Genomic DNA, 18510 nt, shown 5'->3' with positions numbered 1-18510 from the left:
CCAGGAGTACGCGGTGGGCACCGTCTGCGCGGCCGTCCCGCTGACCGCCGGGGCGGCGGTGGGGCGCGGCCGTCCCGCTGACCGCCGGGGCGGCGGTGGGATGCCTGGCGCTCTCACTGCCGATCGAGCACGCCCACCGGCTGCGCGCGGCGGCCGAGAAGCTGAACCGCAGGGCGGCCCCGGTGGTGCTGTCCCTGGTGCTCTGAGCCATACGGAAGCGGTGCTCTTGAATCGGAGCACCGCTCTCCACGGCCTCATGGGGCGGGAGGGTCGGGAGTGGTTACCAGCACTCCTCGGGACCAGGTAATATTTACGTCGTCAAGCGCCGCTAGCTCAGTTGGTTAGAGCAGCTGACTCTTAATCAGCGGGTCCGGGGTTCGAGTCCCTGGCGGCGCACATGAACACCTCGGGCGTTCCGGTTCATCCGGAACGCCCGAGGTGTTTGCCGTGTTCGCTGTGTTCCTCCGCGGTTCTGCTGTGTTCCTCCGCGGTTCTCCGGTGCGTTTCCGGGCCCGCGAGTTCGCCGGGGCCACCGCCGGACGCATCGGGACCGCCGGACCCCGATGCGCGCGCGGGCGGCACGGCCGCCGCCCGGACACACGGATACGCCCGGCCGGCGGCCCCGGCCAAGGCCGCCGAACCGAGCGGGAAAGCGTTCGGAGCACTGTGGGGCAGTGCTCCGCCGCAGTGCCGCGCCCTCCGTGGCACCAGGCCCACGGAAAGCGCGGCACACACGATCGCGCCGGAGGTCACCCGGCGGGGCTGAGGACCCGGCTCCGGTCCCTCGGCCCCACCTGGTGATCACTCCGCCGGTGTTTCACGGCCGCCGTACGGGCCGGTGGGCCCATGGCTCCCGTGATTCCGTGCTCAGCCGATCTCTGATCAGAACTTGACGTCAGAGCAGGCGTAGAACGCGTTGGGCGTGTCGGCGACATTCCACACCGCGAGGATGAGGTGCTTGCCCGAACGCGACGGCAGGTTGCCGGAGTGCGACAGCGTCTGCGGAGGCTGCTTGCCACCGTAGGGAACCGTCAGGAACGGCTGCGACTCAAGCGCCGACCTGGTCAGCGGCTCGCTGGGGTTCCACCCGGCCTTCGTGATGTAGTACTTGAAGTCCGAGGTGGCGTGGCGGGCCGTGAAGCGCCAGTTGAAGGTGTGGCTCGCACCCGAGGAGACCTGGGTGGCGGGCCAGTTTCCACCGCGCGGGTTGTCGAGCGGCGCGAAACCTCCGTTGCCGCCCGCGCAGATCTGGCCGTCGGCCGGACCGGCGGCCGGGAAGCCCTTGAGGCCTTCGACGCTCTGCGGCTCCCACTGGATGCTGCCACAGTTCGACACCGTGCCATTGGCACAGAGCTTCTGACGGCTGATCGGAGAGTCGGTGTAGCCATGGCTGTTGGCACTGCCAGTGGCGAGCACAGTCGCGCCCGTCACGAGAAGGCCGACAGCGGCGGCGGTCATCTTCTTGCGCATGCTTCGCTCCAGGGAACGTGGGGGAGTTCAGTGAGCCGTGCTTGCACGCGTGCGTGGGGGTGTATCTCAAAGCGGATTGGGAGCGCTCCTTTCGCGCCCCTTCAGGTCTAGACCAAGCACCAATGTATTGACGGAAGTTCACCATGTCCAGACCAATTGGCAACCTTCACTTGGCCGGACGCCCGCTTCCCCTTAACTTCTCCGGCGAATCCTGCATATCGCCGCACTTTGCCTACGGCATACCTGCGGTGCTTCACCGGGTGATGGACCAACCCCCTCCACCTGCCCCCGATCCAGGGGCTCTCACTCCCGTCTCACTCCTCCCGGGCCCCTGAACGACTCGCGTAGAACGCCACCGTCAAATCCTTGACCAGGGCCTTCCGTTCATAGTCGTCCAGCTCGACCAGCCCGCGCGCGGTCAGCCGGGTCACCGTGTCGTCCACCGCGTCCACCACCGAGGTCAGCACGCTGTCCCGGTGCCGCGCGTCGATCGCCGCGATCTGCCGGCGCTGCATCGCCGCCGCCACCTCCGGCGCGTACTCGATCCCCACCGGCTGCGCCGAGAAGATCTCGACCCCCACCGGAACACACTCGGCGGAGAGCATCCGGGTCAGCGCGCCGCCCACCGCCTCCGCGTCGCGCAGCGTCGGCGCGTCCTCGTGGAAGGCGTCCGCCGGGAGCTGCGAGAGCACCCTCGCCATCGCCGACTCCACCTGCTCGCTCAAGTACTCCTCGTGGTCCTCCACCCCGAGCACCGCCCGGGCCGTGTCGCGCACCCGCCACACCACCAGGACCACCACCCGCAGCGCCGTGCCGTCCGCGTCCACGGCCGGCATCGGATCGCTGCGCCAGTGCCGCAGCCGCACATCGACCCGGTGGCGCAGCAGCATCGGGCTCATCCACAGCATTCCGGTACGCCGCACACTGCCCCGGTACTCGCCGAACTGGGTGAGCACCCAGACCCGGCCGACCTGGCCGCGCCCGATGCCGCCGAGGGCGAAGAGCGCGATGACCACGCCCAGCGCGAGCAGACACCACAGTCCGAGACCGATGCCGTGGAAGGGGTACACGGTCAGCCCGAAGAGCCGGGGCACCATCTCCGGGAGGGCGCCCGCGCCCCACAGCACCGTGCCGATCCCGGCGATCGCGCACGCCCCGGCCGCCAGCCCCGTCCAGCCGGGCAGCACCGCGCCGGGGCGCTCGGCCAGCTCCGGATCGCCGGGCGGCGCGGGCCGCGAGGGTACGGGAACGGCGGCGGCGGGGGTGCGCGGGACGGCGGGACCGGGGCCGACCCTCGGCTGCTCCCCCGTGCCCTTGCGCCGCGCGACCACGGCGGGCCGCAGCGCCACCGGCGGGGCGTCGGTGTCGCGGAAGAGAAGGTGGACCGGGATCTCGGTGGTCGCCTCCTGGGTGATGACCGGGGTGTGCCTCGGCGCTTCGGCCGGGGCGTCACCGCCCTCCGGCCCCGATGTCGTGGTGTTCATGACTGCTCTCGCCTCTTCTGTCGGGTCACTGCGACGGTCTCGGCCGAGGCCGCCCCGGCCCCGGCGACGGCGGCAGGGGCAGGGGCAGGGGCGGAGGCGGAGGCCGGGCCGCCGAACAGCCGCCGCCAGGTCTCCGGGCCCGGGTAGCCGTCGGCGGCGGGCCCGCGCCAGCCCTGGGCCCGCTGGAACGCCTCCACATTGCGCCGGTCCTCCTCGGTCCAGACCGGCCCCGGCCCCGAGGTGTAGTGGCGGCCGAAGCCGCGCTGGACCAGCCGTCTGCCGAGCCGGTCGACCGGCGCGCCGGACCGCCCGGGCCGGAAGTGCCCGCGCCCCGGGTAGGGCGGCACGGCCGCCCGGGCCTTCGCGTCCACCGCGTCGGCAGCGGCCGGGTCGGGAACCGGAGCAGGAACCGGAACCGGAGCAGGGGCCGGGGCCGTCGGCTCCGCCGCGACGGGCTCCGGCGGAATGTCCTGGCCCTCCCCCGTCACCAGCAGCCGCCAGGTCTCCGGGCCCGGCTCCCCGTCCGCGTCACCGCCGCTCCACCCCTGGGCCCACTGGAACGCCTCGGTCGCCCGGCGGTCCGCCTCGCCCCAGACCGGGCCGGGGCCCTCCGTGTAGAAGCGCGCGCCGCCGCGCGCGAGCAGCATCCGGCCGAGCCGGGTGACGTGCGCGTTGTTCGCGCCGGGGCCGAAGGCGGACTCGCCCGGGTAGGCGTCGGCCGCAGGGGTCCCCGCCGTCAGGGCGCCGGTGTCGGTGTCGGTGTCCGTCAGCTCCAGCCTGCGGTAGGCGACGTACTGGTCGGAGTCGCTCCAGTAGGCCATGGGCGTGGACTGTCTGCGGGTGTGCGGCCTGGTCTGCTCATAGGCCAGATAGGAGGTGCGCGCGTCGTCGGACCAGCCGCCGAAGATCGTGACGTGCGAGTCCTCGTTCGGGGCGACCGGATTGTGGAAGAGCAGGATGTCGCCGGGGCGCAGCTCCTCCCGCGCGATGCGGGTGCCGTACTGGGCGAGGGTCCCGGTCCACTCGTTGCGGGCCAGGCCCCAGGCCATGGAGACGAATCCGGAGCAGTCCTGGCGGTAGCCGTCGCTCCAGTACGTCTTCATGCTGTACGGAACCTTGGCGGCGAGCCACTCCTTGGCCCGGGCGATGATCTCGGCGCGGGTCGTCGCCCGCACCGGCATCGGCGGCGCGGGCACCGGCTCGGCGGCCGGACCCGGCACGGGCGCGGGCACAGCGGGTACGGGCACGGCGGGCGCGGGCACGGCCGGCACCGGTTCGACCGGCGGATCGGGCAGGGGCGCCGCCGGCGGCACGGCCGGAGGCGCGGAGGACGACGGTACGGGAGAGGGCGCGGGAGACGGTACGGCCGGCAGCTCGGCCGCCGGTGCGGGAGACGGAAGCGGAGCCGTAACCGGAGCGGAGGCAGGACCCGGGTCGGGAGCGGACGCGGGCGCGGTGGCGGGTCCCGGCGCGACCGGCGGCGCGGTCACCGCGTGGACCGGACCCGCCGCCCCGCCGAGCACCACCCCGGCGGCGGTGAGGAGCACCAGAGCCCCGCGGCGTCCGTGCGCCGCCGGACGGCCCCCGGACGGCAGCGCGCGCGGACGCGGGAAGCACCCGGGACAGCCGCAGTCGGGAGCGGGCTCGTACTCCTCGAACACCGGCACGCTCATCTCCATCCCTTCCGGACTTGTAGCGATTTACCCCATTTTGCGGGACTGCCGGGAAAAACCGACCATCCGACAGGCCGGTACGAGCGGGCAATGGTCGGGAGCACCTCCCGGGGTCCGGTAGAGTTGTCCAGGTCAGCACGCGCCGCTAGCTCAGTTGGTTAGAGCAGCTGACTCTTAATCAGCGGGTCCGGGGTTCGAGTCCCTGGCGGCGCACGCGCACCGGAAGCCCCCTCGCCTCAGGCGAGGGGGCTTCTGTCGTACGCCCGTACCGCACTCCCGAGCCCCGTGGAAGCTTTTCAGCCATCCACACATGCTCCCGGCATTTTCACAGACCCCCTGTGAACCGCACAAATGACCGATTCTAGGCTATTTGACCCTTGCGATCACGTGATCGGTCGGAGACCCTATTCTGATTCCGTCACCCTTGGCCGCACATCCGTCGCGGCGCAGTTGAGGGTGCATGGAATGCATGATTCCGTTGTGCGCGCCGGGGTGGGAGTCCCCTGCGCGGCTCCATCCGGCAATAGACATCGTGCAACCGCCGGATCACTGTCCGCTGTCCACGGCGGCGGTGGCCCGTAACCCATGCGTTCAGGCCACCGAGTCGAGGGGGCTCGCGGTCTGACGCGCCGACACCACATTCACGCGCGCCGCATACGCGTGCGGGGGGATGATCCATGACGTCGACGCCGAACGGCGCCGAGGGGTCCAGCGACCCTTCCCTGACAACCCAGCTCAGAGTGGTGCCCGGCCGCACCGGCGGCCGGCAGCCCCGCCCCCGCAAGGCCCCGCCCAAGTACGACTACGAGCACTACAGCAGGCTGGCCGGCCCCCTCACCCAACCCGATCCGGTCAAGCCCTACACCGTCGAGTACCGCTCCCTGCTCTCCCAGGAGCCGCACCGGATACGCGCGGCCCTCCTGCTGGGCGCGGCGCCGCTCGTCTCCCTCGGACTCTTCGTCTGGCTGATGCAGCCCTCGCACTGGACCGAGCGCGACCCCAACCTCAAGAACGACACCCTGCTCGTCCTCGACATCGTCATGCTGGTGTCGATCGGGCTGATCGAGCTGTTCCGCACGCTGAACGTGCTCTCCAACGCGCACGCGACGCTGGTCGCCCGCGACCCGATACCCGTGGTCCCCGAGAGCGGCACCAAGGTCGCCTTCCTGACCTCCTTCGTCCCCGGCAAAGAGCCCCTGGAGATGGTCACCAAGACCCTGGAGGCGGCCGTACGCATCCGCCACCGGGGACTGATGCACGTCTGGCTGCTGGACGAGGGCGACGACCCCGAGGTCAAGGAGGTCTGCGCCCGGCTCGGTGTGCACCACTTCTCCCGCAAGGGCGTCGCGAAGTGGAACCAGGCCAAGGGCGCGCACCGCGCCAAGACCAAGCACGGCAACTACAACGCCTGGCTCGACGCACACGGCGACGACTACGACTACTTCGCCTCCGTCGACACCGACCACATCCCGCTGCCCAACTATCTGGAGCGGATGCTCGGCTACTTCCGCGACCCGGACGTCGGCTTCGTCATCGGCCCCCAGGTCTACGGCAACTACGACAGCTTCGTCACCAAGGCCGCCGAGTCCCAGCAGTTCCTCTTCCACGCCCTGATCCAGCGCGCGGGCAACCGCTACGGCGCGCCCATGTTCGTCGGCACCTCCAACGCCGTCCGGATCTCCGCGCTGAAGCAGATCGGCGGTCTGTACGACTCGATCACCGAGGACATGGCGACCGGCTTCGAGATGCACCGGGCCAAGAACCCGGCCTCCGGCAACCGCTGGCGCTCGGTCTACACCCCGGACGTCCTGGCCGTCGGCGAGGGCCCCACCGCCTGGACCGACTTCTTCACCCAGCAGCTGCGCTGGTCCCGGGGCACCTACGAGACGATCCTCAAGCAGTACTGGAGAGGCTACGGCTCCCTGCCGGTCAGCAAGCTCTTCAACTACACCATGATGATCATCTTCTATCCGATGTCCGCCCTCAACTGGATCCTGGCAGCCCTCAGCTGCGCCCTGTTCCTGGGCATGGGTGCCTCGGGTGTGCAGATCGACCCGCTGATCTGGATGATGCTCTACGGAAACGCCTCGGCTCTCCAGATCGGCCTGTACATCTGGAACCGCCGCCACAATGTCTCGCCGCACGAGCCCGAGGGCTCCGGCGGCCTCGCGGGAATGATGATGTCGGCGCTCTCCGCGCCGATCTACGCCCGCTCGCTGATGGACGCCGTACTCCGCCGCAAGAGCTCCTTCGTCGTGACCCCGAAGGGCGACTCCTCCAGCCCTGACACGCTGTTCGGCACCTTCCGGATCCATCTCTTCTTCATCTTCGTCTTCGGCGCCTCGCTCGCCTCGTCCTTCGTCTTCGGCCACGATCATCCGGCGATGATCACCTGGGCCACGCTGGCGATGCTGATCACGGCCGCGCCGATCCTCGTCTGGCGGCACTCCCTCCACGAGGAGAAGAAGAAGCGGAAGCGCCGCAGGCGGCGCGGCGGCGGAGCGGGCAGGGCGGCCGGGTCCGCCCCCGCGCCCACGCCGCCCCAGCCGTCCCAGCCGCCCGCGACGCCCCGGCCGCCCGCCGGAACAGGTGACTCCGAACAAACCATGCAGATCGCCCTTGGGGGACGTAAGAAATGAGCAGGAGAGCCGCGCGGACCGATCACCGCAAGAGGCGCGCCCGTCGGCTGGCGATAGGCGTGGCGGTGGTCGTCGCGGTGGCCGGGATGAACGGCCCGGCGATGTGGCGCTACGGCACGGCGAAGTACCACGAGTACAAGATCGACCAGCCGGAGTACAAGGCCGCGAACGGCAAGTGGAGCTTCCTGGACATCCCGTCCGAGTTCCGGGTCAACGCGATCCACGCGGCGCTGCTGCACACCGGCAAGGTGCTGCTGATCGCCGGTTCCGGCAACAACCAGAAGAACTTCGACGCCAAGAAGTTCGAAACGGTGCTGTGGGATCCCAAGACCGACGTCTTCAAGAAGATACCCACGCCCGCCGATATGTTCTGCGCCGGACACACCCAGCTGCCGGATGGAAAGCTGCTGGTCGCGGGCGGTACCAAGCGGTACGAGAAGCTCCAGGGCGATGTCACCAAGGCGGGCGGTCTGATGATCGTCCACAATGAGGACCCCGACGCGCCCAAGACCCTCCCCGCCGGCACCAAGTTCACCGGCAAGAAGAACGGCAAGACCTTCGTCTCCAAGGACCCGGTCCTGGTGGAGAAGGCGAAGAAGATCTTCGACGAGAAGACCGGGCGGTTCCTCCGGACCGAGGCGGGGCTGGGCCGGATCTATGTCGAGGCCGAGAAGACCGGCAAGGAGTACGAGACCGGCACCGAGGACAACTACCGGGTGCACGGCCTCACCGGCGACGACACCCGCAATGTCTACGCGATCGCCCAGAAGCTCGCGCTCGACAAGAAGGACTTCCAGGGCATCAAGGACTCCTACGAGTTCGACCCGGTGGCGGAGAAGTACATCCCCGTCGACCCGATGAACGAGGCCCGCTGGTACCCCACGCTGACCACTCTTGAGGACGGGAAGGTGCTCGCGCTCTCCGGGCTCGACGAGATCGGCGCGATCGTCCCCGGCAAGGACGAGATCTACGACCCCGAGACGAAGAAGTGGGAGTACACCGGGAAGATCAGGAAGTTCCCCACCTATCCGGCGATCTTCCTGATGGACAACGGCAAGCTCTTCTACTCCGGCTCCAACGCCGGTTACGGACCCGCCGACGTCGGCCGTGACCCGGGCGTCTGGGACCTGGACACCAATGAGTTCGAGAAGATCCCCGGGCTGAGCGACGCCGACCAGATGGAGACCTCGGCGACCGTGATGCTGCCGCCCGCCCAGGACCAGCGGTTCATGGTCATCGGCGGCGGCGGGGTCGGCGAGGACGAGAACTCCAGCGAGAAGTCACGGCTGGTGGACCTCAAGAAGGACAAGCCGCGCTTCGAGGACGGCGCTTCCCTGGAGAAGGGCACCCGCTACCCGAGCGCCTCGCTGCTCCCCGACGACTCGGTCCTGGTCACCGGCGGGTCCCAGGACTACCGGGGCCGCAGCGGCTCCAATGTGCTCCAGGCCCGGACCTACGATCCGAAGTCGGGCGAATACACCCGTGTCGCCGACCCCCGGGTGGGCCGCAACTACCACTCCGGCTCGCTGCTGCTGCCGGACGGCCGGGTGATGATCTTCGGTTCGGACTCGCTCTACGCGGACAAGGCCAACACCAGGCCGGGCGTCTTCGAGCAGCGGATCGAGATCTACGAGCCGCCGTATCTCTACCGGGACACCCGGCCCGAGGTCAGCGGCGGCCCCGAGCGGATCGAGCGCGGCGGGAAGGGCACCTTCAAGGTCACCAGCGAGAATCCGCTCACCTCGGCGAAGCTGCTGAAGCCCAGTGCGGTCACCCATGTCACCGATGTCGACCAGCGCACCATCGCGCTGGAGACGACGAAGACGGCGGACGGCGTCGAGGTCACCGTGCCGGAGAACCGGGCGCTGGTGCCCTCGGGCCGGTACATGTTCTTTGTGACGGACGACCAAGGAACGCCGTCCGAGGCGGTCTGGGTCGAGGTGCCGTAAGCGGCACACCGTCCACACGCGCGGCGCGGGGCTCCGGACTTGTCCGTCCGGAGCCCCGCGCCGTTTCCGCCTCTACGCGCCCCGGGCGAGGCCCAGCGCGTACTCGGGCCACCACTCGCCCGCCCTGGGGCCGCCCTTGCACTCCCCGTCCGACTCCCCGGGGCGCTTGATCCAGAGATAGGCGTCCACCAGCGGATCCCCGGTGTCGACGGTCGGCGTCTCGCCGAGCGCCCGGCCGGGCGGATTGCACCAGTTCTCCTTGGGGTCGCCCCCGGTGTACGGGCCCTCGCCGTTGCGGCTGGTGTCGATGACGAACGGCTTGCCGTGGATCTTCGCGGAGAGCTTCTTGCCGAACTCGGCGCTCGCGGCGGTCGGATAGAAGTTGGAGACATTGAGGGCGAAGCCGTCCGCCTTGTCCACACCGGCCCGGCGCAGCGGCTCCTGGAGCGCGTCGGGGTTCGACCAGCCGGCGTTCCCCGCGTCCAGGTAGACCTTGGTGCGGGGCTGCTTCTTCAGCCGGTCGACCGCGCCCCACAGGAGCTGATAGCGCTCCTCGTGGAACTCCTTGGGGGTGCAGTTGTCCACCAGGTGGAGCACCGCGTCCGGCTCCAGGATCACGGTGGCCCGCCGGTCGCCGATGCCCTTGGCCGCCTGGTCGATGAAGTCGCGGTAGGCGTCGGCGTCGGCCGCGCCGCCCTTGGAGAACTGTCCGCAGTCGCGGTGGGGGATGTTGTAGAGCACCAGCAGGGCGTCCCGGTCGGCCTCGGCGGCCGACTCGGTGATGCGCCGGGTCTCGGCCTCGACGTTCTCCGTGCCGATCCACTCGGCGACCGGCTGGGTGGCTATCCTCTCGATCAGCGCGGCCTTCTCGTCCTCGCCGTCCTCCCGGTAGGCCAGGACCTGCCGGGCCGCGTTCCCCTCCGGGTTGACCCAGTACGGATCGGCGGCCCGGGGGTGCTGACTCACCTTCAGCTTCGGCTCCCCGCCGCCCTGCGACGTACAGCCGGAGAGCAGCAGTGCCGCCGCCCCCGCGATCCCCGCCGTGGCGCGTCCGGTCCGACTCATCTGCATCCGCTCCCCCTTGGCCGTGCTGGTCCGAGGCATCTCGGAGCCTGACGCCCCGGCCAATACCGGTCGATTCCATCCTGGCACACCAGGTCAGCGGGGTAGGAGGCCCATGCCCCCGGCCCACTGCCCGGTCCATCGCCCGGGAGGTCTCCTACCGTCGTACGCCGGTGAGATAGGCGGATACGACCACATTGGCCGTGTAGCTTCCGGTCGCCCGGTCGAAGGTGCCCCCGCAGGTGATCAGCCGCAGCTCCGCCCGGCCCTCGCGGTGCGGTCCGTACACCTTCCGCGCGTCGAAGCGCTCCCGGCCGAAGACCTGGACGTCGTCGATGGTGAACTCGGCGACCGAGCCGTCCGCCCGGGTCACCCGGATCTTCTCGCCGGGGCGGGTGGCGCTCAGACCGTAGAAGACGGCGGGTCTGGTCTCGGTGTCCACATGGCCGACGAGCAGGGACGCGCCCCGCGCGCCCGGCTGCGTACCGCCGCCGTACCAGCCGACCGTCCGGGGGGTGGCGTAGGGCGGCGGGTCGATCGCGCCGGCGGCGTCCAGGCCGCGCGGCACCACGGGGGCGGTGACGCCTATGGAGGGGATGTCGACACGGCTGGGCCGGGCGGGCTCCAGCGGACGGTGCGCGGGCGGCAGCGGCACCCCGAGGGGTCTGCCGACGGCGGCGGCGTCGCCGGTGGTGGGGGCCGAGCTGCCGCCGGGGCCGCCGGTGACCTCGTGGCCCCAGAGCCAGAGCCCGAGCAGCAGCACCGCCCAGGCGACCCCGGTGAGGAACCGGCCGGAGCCCGGCGCGCGTTCGTCGGCGGACATTCCGGCCGCCTCAGCGGGGGCCGGTGCGACGGCGGCGCGAGGAGCGGAAGGCGACGGCGAGCGCGGCGACGGCCGTGAGCACCAGCCCGACGACGGTGTGCGTGGTGCCGGGACCGGCGCTCCTGGACTCGTCCTGGTGCCGGGCGTCCGCGGCGAGTGCGGCCGTGCCGCCGCCGCCCGCCCTGACCGGGGCGACGGGGGTGGGCTCACCGGGCCGGAGGTGGCCCCCGGCGACCCGCAGCACACCGGCGGCGCGGTGGTGGCGGCCGTCGCAGGCGACGGTGATGTCGTGCGCGCCGGGCTTCGCGTGGAAGGCGAGGGAGGTGCTCCCGGAGAGCGTCCGGGACTCCTGGCCGGAGCCGTGGCGCTCCTCCTCGTCCTCGGAACGCCGGTCCCCGCCACCGCCGCCGCCGCCGAGCCGCGCGTCCGAGGCGAAGACCCCGGACCTGGCGGTCCCCTCGCGGGCCTCGCAGCCCCGCACCCGGATCTCGATCTCGTCCCCCGGCCGGACCTCGGCGGGATGGACGGTGACGGTGACGGAGTCCCGGGCGTGGGCGCCGGCCGCGGCGGGGGCCATGACCAGTGCCACGGCCACCCCCGCGGCACTCAGAGCAATCGACCTTGAACGCATGGTGAACCTCCTGATACAGAAAGATTCACGCGTGTGGCGCGTTTTCGCATCCGCAGCATCCGCCGTTCACCTGCCGCACCCGCCTGAGCTGCGCGAATGAGGGAGAGGCAGGGGTGAACGGCGGGCCGACGGGCGGGCGGGGGCTTCCGCCGGCCCGCCGCTCGTCGCCCGGATGCGCTCAGCCTCGCTCGATACGTTCAGCTGCGTTCAGATGCGTTCGACCAGGTCGGCGATCGAGTCCACGACGGTCGAGGGGCGGAAGGGGTAGCGGTCGATGTCCGGCGGGGTCGTCACCCCGGTCAGCACGAGGAAGGTCTCCATGCCCGCCTCCAGACCGGCCAGGACGTCGGTGTCCATCCGGTCGCCGATCATCGCGCTGGTCTCGGAGTGCGCGCCGATCGCGTTGAGCCCGGTGCGCATCATCAGCGGATTGGGCTTGCCCGCGAAGTACGGGTCCTTGCCGGTCGCCTTGGTGATCAGCGCGGCGACCGACCCGGTGGCGGGCAGCGGCCCCTCGGTGGAGGGCCCGGTCTCATCGGGGTTGGTGCAGATGAACCTGGCCCCGCCGTTGATCAGCCGGATCGCCTTGGTGAGCGCCTCGAAGCTGTAGGTACGGGTCTCCCCGAGCACCACATAGTCCGGGTCGTGGTCGGTGAGGACATAGCCGATGTCGTGCAGCGCGGTGGTCAGACCCGCCTCGCCGATGACATAGGCGGTGCCGCCGGGCCGCTGGTCGTCCAGGAACTGCGCGGTGGCCAGCGCCGAGGTCCAGATGTTCTCGACGGGCACGTCGAGACCCATCCGGGCGAGCCTCGCGTGCAGATCACGCGCGGTGTAGATGGAGTTGTTGGTCAGGACGAGGAAGGGCTTGCCGGTCTCCCGGAGCTTCCTGATGAAAGCGTCGGCGCCCGGGATCGGGACGCCTTCGTGGATCAGGACACCGTCCATGTCGGTGAGCCAGGATTCGATCGGCTTGCGCTCTGCCATCAACGGGACTCCTGCCGTGCGCGGCGTACAAAATGCGAGATATGTGAACGCCGGAGGCACCGCCCTGTGTCACCCCGACACCAACAGCCTAATGCGACCGGACGATCAACGTCCGTGAGCGCGCAACCGGCGGGCCACCAGCGCGGACGCGCCACCGCCCAGCAGGACCGCGGCGAGGGCCGCGCCGAGCCTCAGCAGTGAGCCGGGACCGGTGGTGGCGAGTTCGTCGCGGGTGACGGTCGCGCCGTAGCCGTTGTCGTCCAGGACGGCGAAACGGTAGTCGCCGGACTCGCCGAGCCAGTCGCCGTCGTCGCCCCGGCGCTGCACGATCGCGGCGTTGACGGTGACCTGGTTGGGCGGGGTGTCGGCGGTGAGCGCCAGCCGCACCCGCACGGTGACGGCGGCCCGCGCGGGCACGGTGAACCCGCCCGCGCCGCTCTCGTCCAGGACCGCGACCACCTCGTCCTCACCGCTCGTCTCCAGATCGGCAGGGAGCCACCGCGAGACGGCCGGGTCGTAGAACTCCAGCATCAGCCGCTCCCGGGTCAGCCCCCGGTCGCGGGCGGCCAGGACGATCACCGGATGGATATTGCGGCAGGGCGCGGCGGTGGTGTTGGCCAGCTCCACGTACCAGTGCTCGAAGCCGCCGCCGGGGTGGTGGACCGGGGGCCCGCCGTGGATACGGGTGGCGATCGGGAAGTCCTTGACGGACGGGGTGCCGCAGCGCGGCTGCCGGGCGTCGGCGGCGACGGCCGCGTCCGGAGGACGGTCGGCGGCGGACGCGGGCGCCCCTGGGAGCGCGGGAAGCGCGACGGCGGTTGCGATGGCGCCGACGACGAAGGCAGTGCGCAGTCGCATGGGAGTGGGGTGCCCTTCGCTGATCGTGCCGCGGGGCCGGGCGGGAAGCCCGTCCGAGGCCCCCTCCCCCGCGCGGGCCGTCCGATCGCGTACCGCGGCCCGGTCACCCCCGAACAGCCGCGCGATCCCGCTCCATCAGCGTATTTCCGAGCAGGCCGCCTATCCTTATTGCACATGACTCGCAATAACAATTGATGAGCAGAAGTGAGAGGAGTGGTCTGCGGTGGGCGCTGCGGTGGTGCTGGGCATCGAGTCGTCGTGCGACGAGACCGGGGCCGGTCTGGTCCGGGAGGGCAGGCTGCTGGGCCACGCCCTCGCGTCGAGCATGGACGAGCACGCCCGCTTCGGCGGAGTGGTCCCCGAGATCGCCGCGCGGGCGCACCTCCACTCCTTCACCCCCGTCGTACGGCAGGCACTGGACCGGGCCGGGCTGCGCATGAGCGACATCGGCGCGGTCGCGGTGACCACGGGACCGGGCCTGTCGGGAGCGCTCCAGGTGGGCCTGGCCGGCGCCAAGACCCTGGCGTACTCCCTGGGCGTACCGCTGTACGGGGTGCACCACCTCGCCGGACACGTCGCCGCCGACACCCTGGAGCACGGCCCGCTGCCCGACCCCTGCGTCGTACTGATCGTCTCCGGCGGGCACACCTCGCTGCTCCTCGTGCGCGATCTCGCCCGCGACCCCATCGTCCATCTGGGCGACACCCTGGACGACGCGGCGGGCGAGTGCTTCGACAAGGTCGCCCGGGTCTTCGGACTGCCCTATCCGGGCGGACCCGCCGTCGACCGGGCCGCCCGCGACGGCGATCCGCGCGCCGTGCGCTTCCCCCAGGCGCTGACCGGCCCCGGCGACGACCCGTACGCCTTCTCGTTCTCCGGGGTGAAGACGGCCGCCGCCCGCTGGGCCGAGGGGTACCGGCTGCGGGGCGAGGAGGTCCCGGTGGCCGACGGCGCGGCCTCGCTCCAGGAGGCGGTCGCCGATGTGCTGACCCGCAAGGCCGTCGCGGCCTGCCGGGAGTTCGGCGTGGGGACGCTCGTCGTGGTCGGCGGGGTGGCCGCGAACTCACGGGTGCGCTCGCTGGCCGAGCGGCGCTGCGCGGCGGCCGGGATCACCCTGCGGGTGCCGCCGCGCGGGCTCTGCACCGACAACGGGGCGATGATCGCCGCCGTCGGCGATCTGCTGCTCCGGGCGGGCGCGGAACCCGCGCCGCTGGAGGTGTCCATCGACCCCTCCGCGCCGCTGGAGTACGCGTCCCTCACCCCCGTCGTCCGGGCTCGGGCCCCGCGACGCCCGGCCGGAGGCACTCTCGTACCGCCGCGGTGAGACACCACAGGTCCGGGGCGTGCGGGCGGGTCCCGGTCGCGGACCTCGCGTGTTTTAGTGACCCCATGACTGGTACTGGTACCGGCGCCGCCTTCCGCGTCGGACTCATCGGCTACGGACTCGCGGGCTCCGTCTTCCATGCCCCGCTGATCGCCGCCACCCCGGGCCTGGCCCTGGACACCGTCGTCACCCGGGACCCGGGCCGCCGTGAGCGGGCCCTGGCCGAGTACCCCGGCGTACGGCCGGTCACCACGCCCGAGGAGCTGTTCGCCCGCGCGGACGGACTCGACCTGGTGGTGATCGCCTCCCCCAACAAGACCCATGTCCCCCTCGCCACCGCCGCCCTGGACGCGGGCCTCGCGGTCGTCGTGGACAAACCGCTGGCCGCCACCGCCGCCGAGGCGCGCTCCCTCGGAGCGCTCGCCGAACGGCGCGGTCTGCTGCTCTCGGTCTTCCAGAACCGCCGCTGGGACAATGACTTCCTCACTCTGACCCGGGTCATCGCGGACGGCGAACTCGGCGACGTACAGCGGTTTGAATCCCGCTTCGAGCGGTGGCGGCCACAGCTCAAGGGCGGCTGGCGCGAGTCCGGCGACCCCGAGGAGATCGGCGGACTCCTGTACGACCTGGGCAGCCATGTCGTCGACCAGGCGCTGACCCTCTTCGGCCCGGCCGCCTCGGTCTACGCGGAGGCCGACACCCGCCGGCCCGGGGCCGAGGCCGACGACGACACCTTCATCGCGCTGACGCACACCAATGGCGTCCGCTCCCATCTCCATCTGAGCGCGACGGCCGCGCAGCTCGGCCCGAGGTTCCGGGTGCTGGGCAGCTCGGCGGGGTTCGTGAAGTACGGCCTCGATCCGCAGGAGGCCGCCCTGCGCGCGGGCGAGCGGCCCTCGGCGGACGGCGCCGGGTGGGGCGTGGAGTGCGAGTCCGCCCGGGGCCGGGTCGGGGCCGGGGAGTCCGCGCTGACCGGCGGGGGCCGCCCGGTGGAGACCGTCCCGGGCGACTATCCGGCGTACTACGCGGCGATCGCCCGGGCCCTTCGCGAAGGCACTCCCCCACCGGTCACCGCCGAGGAGGCGGCCGACGCGCTGGAGGTGCTGGAGGCGGCGCGGCGGTCGGCGGATTCGGGTGTCGTGGTCTCCCTCTGAGCCCTCTGAGCCCTCTGCGTCACAGAGGATTCGTGAGCGCCCCGGCGGCCGGCATGTCCCGGTAGAGGACGGCCCGCTCGACCGCCGACCAGGTGGTGCTGGTGACGATGTAGAGCGCGGCGGCGAGCGGCACGACCGCCACGGTGATCAGGGTCGCGAAGGAGAGCAGCGGCATCATCCTCGTCATCACGGCCATGCCGGGCGGGGTGCCCGCCTCGCCCGGGGCGACCGGAGCGACCGGGGCGGCGGCGAGCTGGCGCTTGGTCCGGCGGTAGTTGAAGGTGGCGACGGCGGCGACGAGCACGAAGAGGCCGAGGTAGACCGCTCCCGCGCCGCCGAAGACCCCGCCGTCCGCGAGGGCGTCGGTCCAGCGCTCGCCGAGCGGTGCGGCGAAGAGCCGGTGATCGAGCAGCGCGTTGGGCTCGCCGCCGATGCTCGTGCTGGAGAACAGGTGGTACAGCAGGAAGAACGCCGGCAGCTGGAGCAGGCTCGGCAGACAGCCGGAGAGCGGCGACGCCTTCTCCTTGGCGTACAGCTCCATGAGCGCCCGCTGCTGCCGCTCGGGGTTGTTCCGGTGCTTCTCGCGCACGGCCGCCACCTGCGGCGCGAGCCGGGCATTGGCCTTCTGTCCGCGGGCGGCGGCGCGGGAGAGGGGGTGGACCGCGAGCCGTACGAACGCGGTGAACAGCACGATCGCGGCGGCGGTGGCCGAGGTGAGGAAGAGCGGCTGGAGCAGATCCGCGAGCCGCTCGACCAGACTGGCGAAAACGGACATGGGTGAGCCCTCCGAGGGGTCTCGTCGTGCCGGGATGCGAGGACATGGCGGCATGACGGTTCCGCGTGAAGGGCTGCTGAGCTGGTGTGACCTGCTTCGAGGCTCCCCTACGCGGCCGTCGGCAGGGCTCGCCCCGGCGCTCGGGGGCGGGTGCGGCCCGAGGCGTCGGGATCGCGCTGGGGAAGGAAGGCGGTGCGTCTCTCACGGTCGCGGATGGCGGTACGGATCCGCGTGCGCGGTACGGCGGGGGCGCATCGGGCGCTGATGACGGCGCAGACGACGAGCGCGGACCCGGCGGCGGCCGTGGCGGTGACGGTCGCGGCGAACGTGAGGGCGGCGGAGAGTCCGCCGCCGTCGAGGATCAGGATCTCGACGAGCAGGAGCAGCGCGAGGACGGCGGGCCGGAGCGTGCGCGAAAGCGCCCTCCACTCCATGTCCCCTCCCTCACTGCCCAGTACACCCGTTATACAGGATCGCTTTCCCGTTCTCCCCGGTTCCCCGGCTCCCTCACAGGGGTACCGCAGCGGCCTCTCGGTCGGCGCGCCGACCGCAGTACCGTGTCCACCATGCGCCCCGACACGCCTGCCGACCACATCGCCGAAGCCGAGCGCCTGCTGCGTACCGCGGCGCGCTACCCGGAGGACTCCGAGCCCCTGCTCCTCCAGGCCGCGGCCCACCTCGAACTTGCGGGCGCCCGCGAACGCGCCTCCGCCCTCTACGACCGCCTCACCGCCGCCGGCCCGGAGCGCCCCCTGCTGGTGAAGGCCCTCCAGGCGGCGAACCTCTGGGAGTACGGCCACGAGGCGGAGGCCCGCGCCCTGATCGCCGGCATCCGCGCGGCGGCCCCCGCCGATCCGGCCCCCTGGGAGATCGTCGCCGAGACCCTGGAGTCCCACGACGAGCTGGAAGCCTCCCACTCCTGCTTCACCTCGGCGCTCACCCTCCTCCTTCCCCCCGGCGACGACGAGATCCCCTACGAGATCCAGTCCCTGCTCACCGGCCGCCACCGGGTCCGCCGGCTCCTGGGCCTCCCCCACGACGCCTGGGACACCCTCGCCGACCGCGGCCACACCGCACGGGCCGCCATCTCCCTCGACGAGCTCCACGACCCCAAACGCCTCTGGGCCCTCGGCTCCGACAACCCGGCCGAACTCCGCGCCGAAATCGCCCGCCTCCGCTCCGAACTCGGCTCCTACCGCTCCGCCCTCTCCCGCCCCTTCCCCGTGGCGGTCCTCCACTGGCCCGAGCCCGAGCTGACCGAACTCCTCGCCGCGTACCCCGCGCTCGCCTCCGAATACCCCACCCACGCGGCCCACCTCACCCACATCGAGTCCTCCCTCCGCGACCTCGCCTCCACCGGCACCGCCAACCTCGGCATCGTCACCTCCACCGTCCCCGCCTACGAAGCCTTCGCCGCCGCCGAACAGTCCTCCCCCACCAACTCCGACCTCCTCCCCCAATTCACCACCACCCTCGCCGCCCGCGGCCGCGCCCTGCCCTGGCCTCCGGCGAGGACGGCGGCTTGCTGGTGCGGGGCGGGGAGGGTGTATCGGGAGTGCCACGGGGCTGACCGGAACTGACCATTCAGGCACCCGGCGCTTTACCAGTGCCTCCCGGTAACTTCCAACCGGGCTGACATGCGCGATAACCGTGCAGTACCGTCGATGAGTCCTGCTGAACT

Annotated in this window: 15 protein-coding genes, 2 tRNA genes and 1 pseudogene; 8 read left to right on the top strand and 10 right to left on the bottom strand. The window is 71.5% G+C overall.

The genetic code is table 11. The features are described from left to right. Both IE247_RS26400 and IE247_RS26395 read left to right on the top strand, forming a co-directional pair. Positions 1-206 (top strand): annotated as a pseudogene (locus IE247_RS26400) (hypothetical protein); the annotation flags it as partial. 116 nt (positions 207-322) lie between these two features. Next, positions 323-396, top strand: a tRNA-Lys gene (locus IE247_RS26395). A gap of 486 nt (positions 397-882) precedes the next feature. Here IE247_RS26395 and IE247_RS26390 read toward each other — a convergent pair. From IE247_RS26390 to IE247_RS26380, 3 genes are all read right to left on the bottom strand, one after another. Next, positions 883-1470 (bottom strand): lytic polysaccharide monooxygenase auxiliary activity family 9 protein, encoded by a 588-nt coding sequence (locus IE247_RS26390; RefSeq protein ID WP_190125782.1) that lies wholly within the window; start codon positions 1468-1470, stop codon positions 883-885. A gap of 314 nt (positions 1471-1784) precedes the next feature. Beyond that, positions 1785-2954: an SPFH domain-containing protein gene (locus IE247_RS26385; protein ID WP_190125781.1), complete on the bottom strand. Its 1170-nt coding sequence runs from the start codon at positions 2952-2954 to the stop codon at positions 1785-1787. Further along, positions 2951-4627, bottom strand: a complete 1677-nt coding sequence (locus IE247_RS26380; RefSeq protein WP_190125780.1) for a peptidoglycan-binding protein — start codon at positions 4625-4627, stop codon at positions 2951-2953. Before IE247_RS26380 ends, IE247_RS26385 begins: the two co-directional genes overlap by 4 nt. Positions 4628-4766: 139 nt before the next feature. Here IE247_RS26380 and IE247_RS26375 point away from each other — a divergent pair. From IE247_RS26375 to glxA, 3 genes are all read left to right on the top strand, one after another. Beyond that, positions 4767-4840 (top strand) — tRNA-Lys (locus IE247_RS26375). A gap of 464 nt (positions 4841-5304) precedes the next feature. Beyond that, entirely contained in the window at positions 5305-7266 is a 1962-nt protein-coding gene (locus IE247_RS26370; RefSeq protein WP_190125779.1) for a glycosyltransferase family 2 protein, read from the top strand. Continuing rightward, a complete protein-coding gene (glxA, locus tag IE247_RS26365; protein ID WP_190125778.1) occupies positions 7263-9215 on the top strand; it encodes a radical copper oxidase GlxA in 1953 nt (650 codons plus the stop codon). The genes IE247_RS26370 and glxA overlap by 4 nt, the downstream gene beginning before the upstream one ends. Before the next feature lie 72 nt (positions 9216-9287). Here glxA and IE247_RS26360 read toward each other — a convergent pair whose 3' ends face one another. The 5 genes from IE247_RS26360 to IE247_RS26340 form a co-directional block, all read right to left on the bottom strand. Beyond that, positions 9288-10286 carry a glycoside hydrolase family 6 protein gene (locus IE247_RS26360; protein ID WP_190125777.1) on the bottom strand — a complete coding sequence of 333 codons (999 nt, stop codon included), beginning with the start codon at positions 10284-10286 and terminating at the stop codon, positions 9288-9290. Between the two features lie 148 nt (positions 10287-10434). Further along, positions 10435-11100, bottom strand: coding sequence for a class F sortase (locus IE247_RS26355; protein WP_190125776.1), 666 nt, complete (start codon positions 11098-11100; stop codon positions 10435-10437). A gap of 10 nt (positions 11101-11110) precedes the next feature. Then, positions 11111-11731 (bottom strand): hypothetical protein, encoded by a 621-nt coding sequence (locus IE247_RS26350; protein WP_190125775.1) that lies wholly within the window; start codon positions 11729-11731, stop codon positions 11111-11113. A gap of 207 nt (positions 11732-11938) precedes the next feature. Then, a complete protein-coding gene (locus IE247_RS26345) occupies positions 11939-12718 on the bottom strand; it encodes an HAD-IIA family hydrolase (RefSeq protein ID WP_190125774.1) in 780 nt (259 codons plus the stop codon). Positions 12719-12823: 105 nt separating this feature from the next. Then, entirely contained in the window at positions 12824-13576 is a 753-nt protein-coding gene (locus IE247_RS26340; protein WP_229869361.1) for a hypothetical protein, read from the bottom strand. 223 nt (positions 13577-13799) lie between these two features. On the opposite strand from IE247_RS26340, the gene tsaD reads away from it, so the two are divergent. Both tsaD and IE247_RS26330 read left to right on the top strand, forming a co-directional pair. Next, positions 13800-14900, top strand: a complete 1101-nt coding sequence (gene tsaD, locus IE247_RS26335) for a tRNA (adenosine(37)-N6)-threonylcarbamoyltransferase complex transferase subunit TsaD (RefSeq protein ID WP_190125773.1) — start codon at positions 13800-13802, stop codon at positions 14898-14900. Between the two features lie 65 nt (positions 14901-14965). After that, a complete protein-coding gene (locus tag IE247_RS26330; protein ID WP_190125772.1) occupies positions 14966-16054 on the top strand; it encodes a Gfo/Idh/MocA family oxidoreductase in 1089 nt (362 codons plus the stop codon). A 19-nt stretch (positions 16055-16073) separates the two neighbouring features. Here IE247_RS26330 and IE247_RS26325 read toward each other — a convergent pair whose 3' ends face one another. Both IE247_RS26325 and IE247_RS26320 read right to left on the bottom strand, forming a co-directional pair. Further along, a complete protein-coding gene (locus IE247_RS26325; protein ID WP_190125771.1) occupies positions 16074-16829 on the bottom strand; it encodes a YidC/Oxa1 family membrane protein insertase in 756 nt (251 codons plus the stop codon). Positions 16830-16936: 107 nt separating this feature from the next. Next, complete coding sequence (locus IE247_RS26320; RefSeq protein ID WP_190125770.1) at positions 16937-17263, bottom strand: DUF6412 domain-containing protein; 327 nt, start codon at positions 17261-17263, stop codon at positions 16937-16939. A gap of 132 nt (positions 17264-17395) precedes the next feature. Here IE247_RS26320 and IE247_RS26315 point away from each other — a divergent pair, with 132 nt between their 5' ends. After that, a complete protein-coding gene (locus IE247_RS26315; protein WP_190125769.1) occupies positions 17396-18409 on the top strand; it encodes an SEC-C domain-containing protein in 1014 nt (337 codons plus the stop codon). Positions 18410-18510 lie beyond the last annotated feature (101 nt).

The sequence above is a fragment of the Streptomyces inusitatus genome (assembly GCF_014651115.1).
In the GTDB taxonomy this organism is placed as follows: domain Bacteria; phylum Actinomycetota; class Actinomycetes; order Streptomycetales; family Streptomycetaceae; genus Streptomyces; species Streptomyces amakusaensis.
Note: the sequence above shows the minus strand (reverse complement) of the source record. Positions and strands in the feature narration are given on the sequence as shown.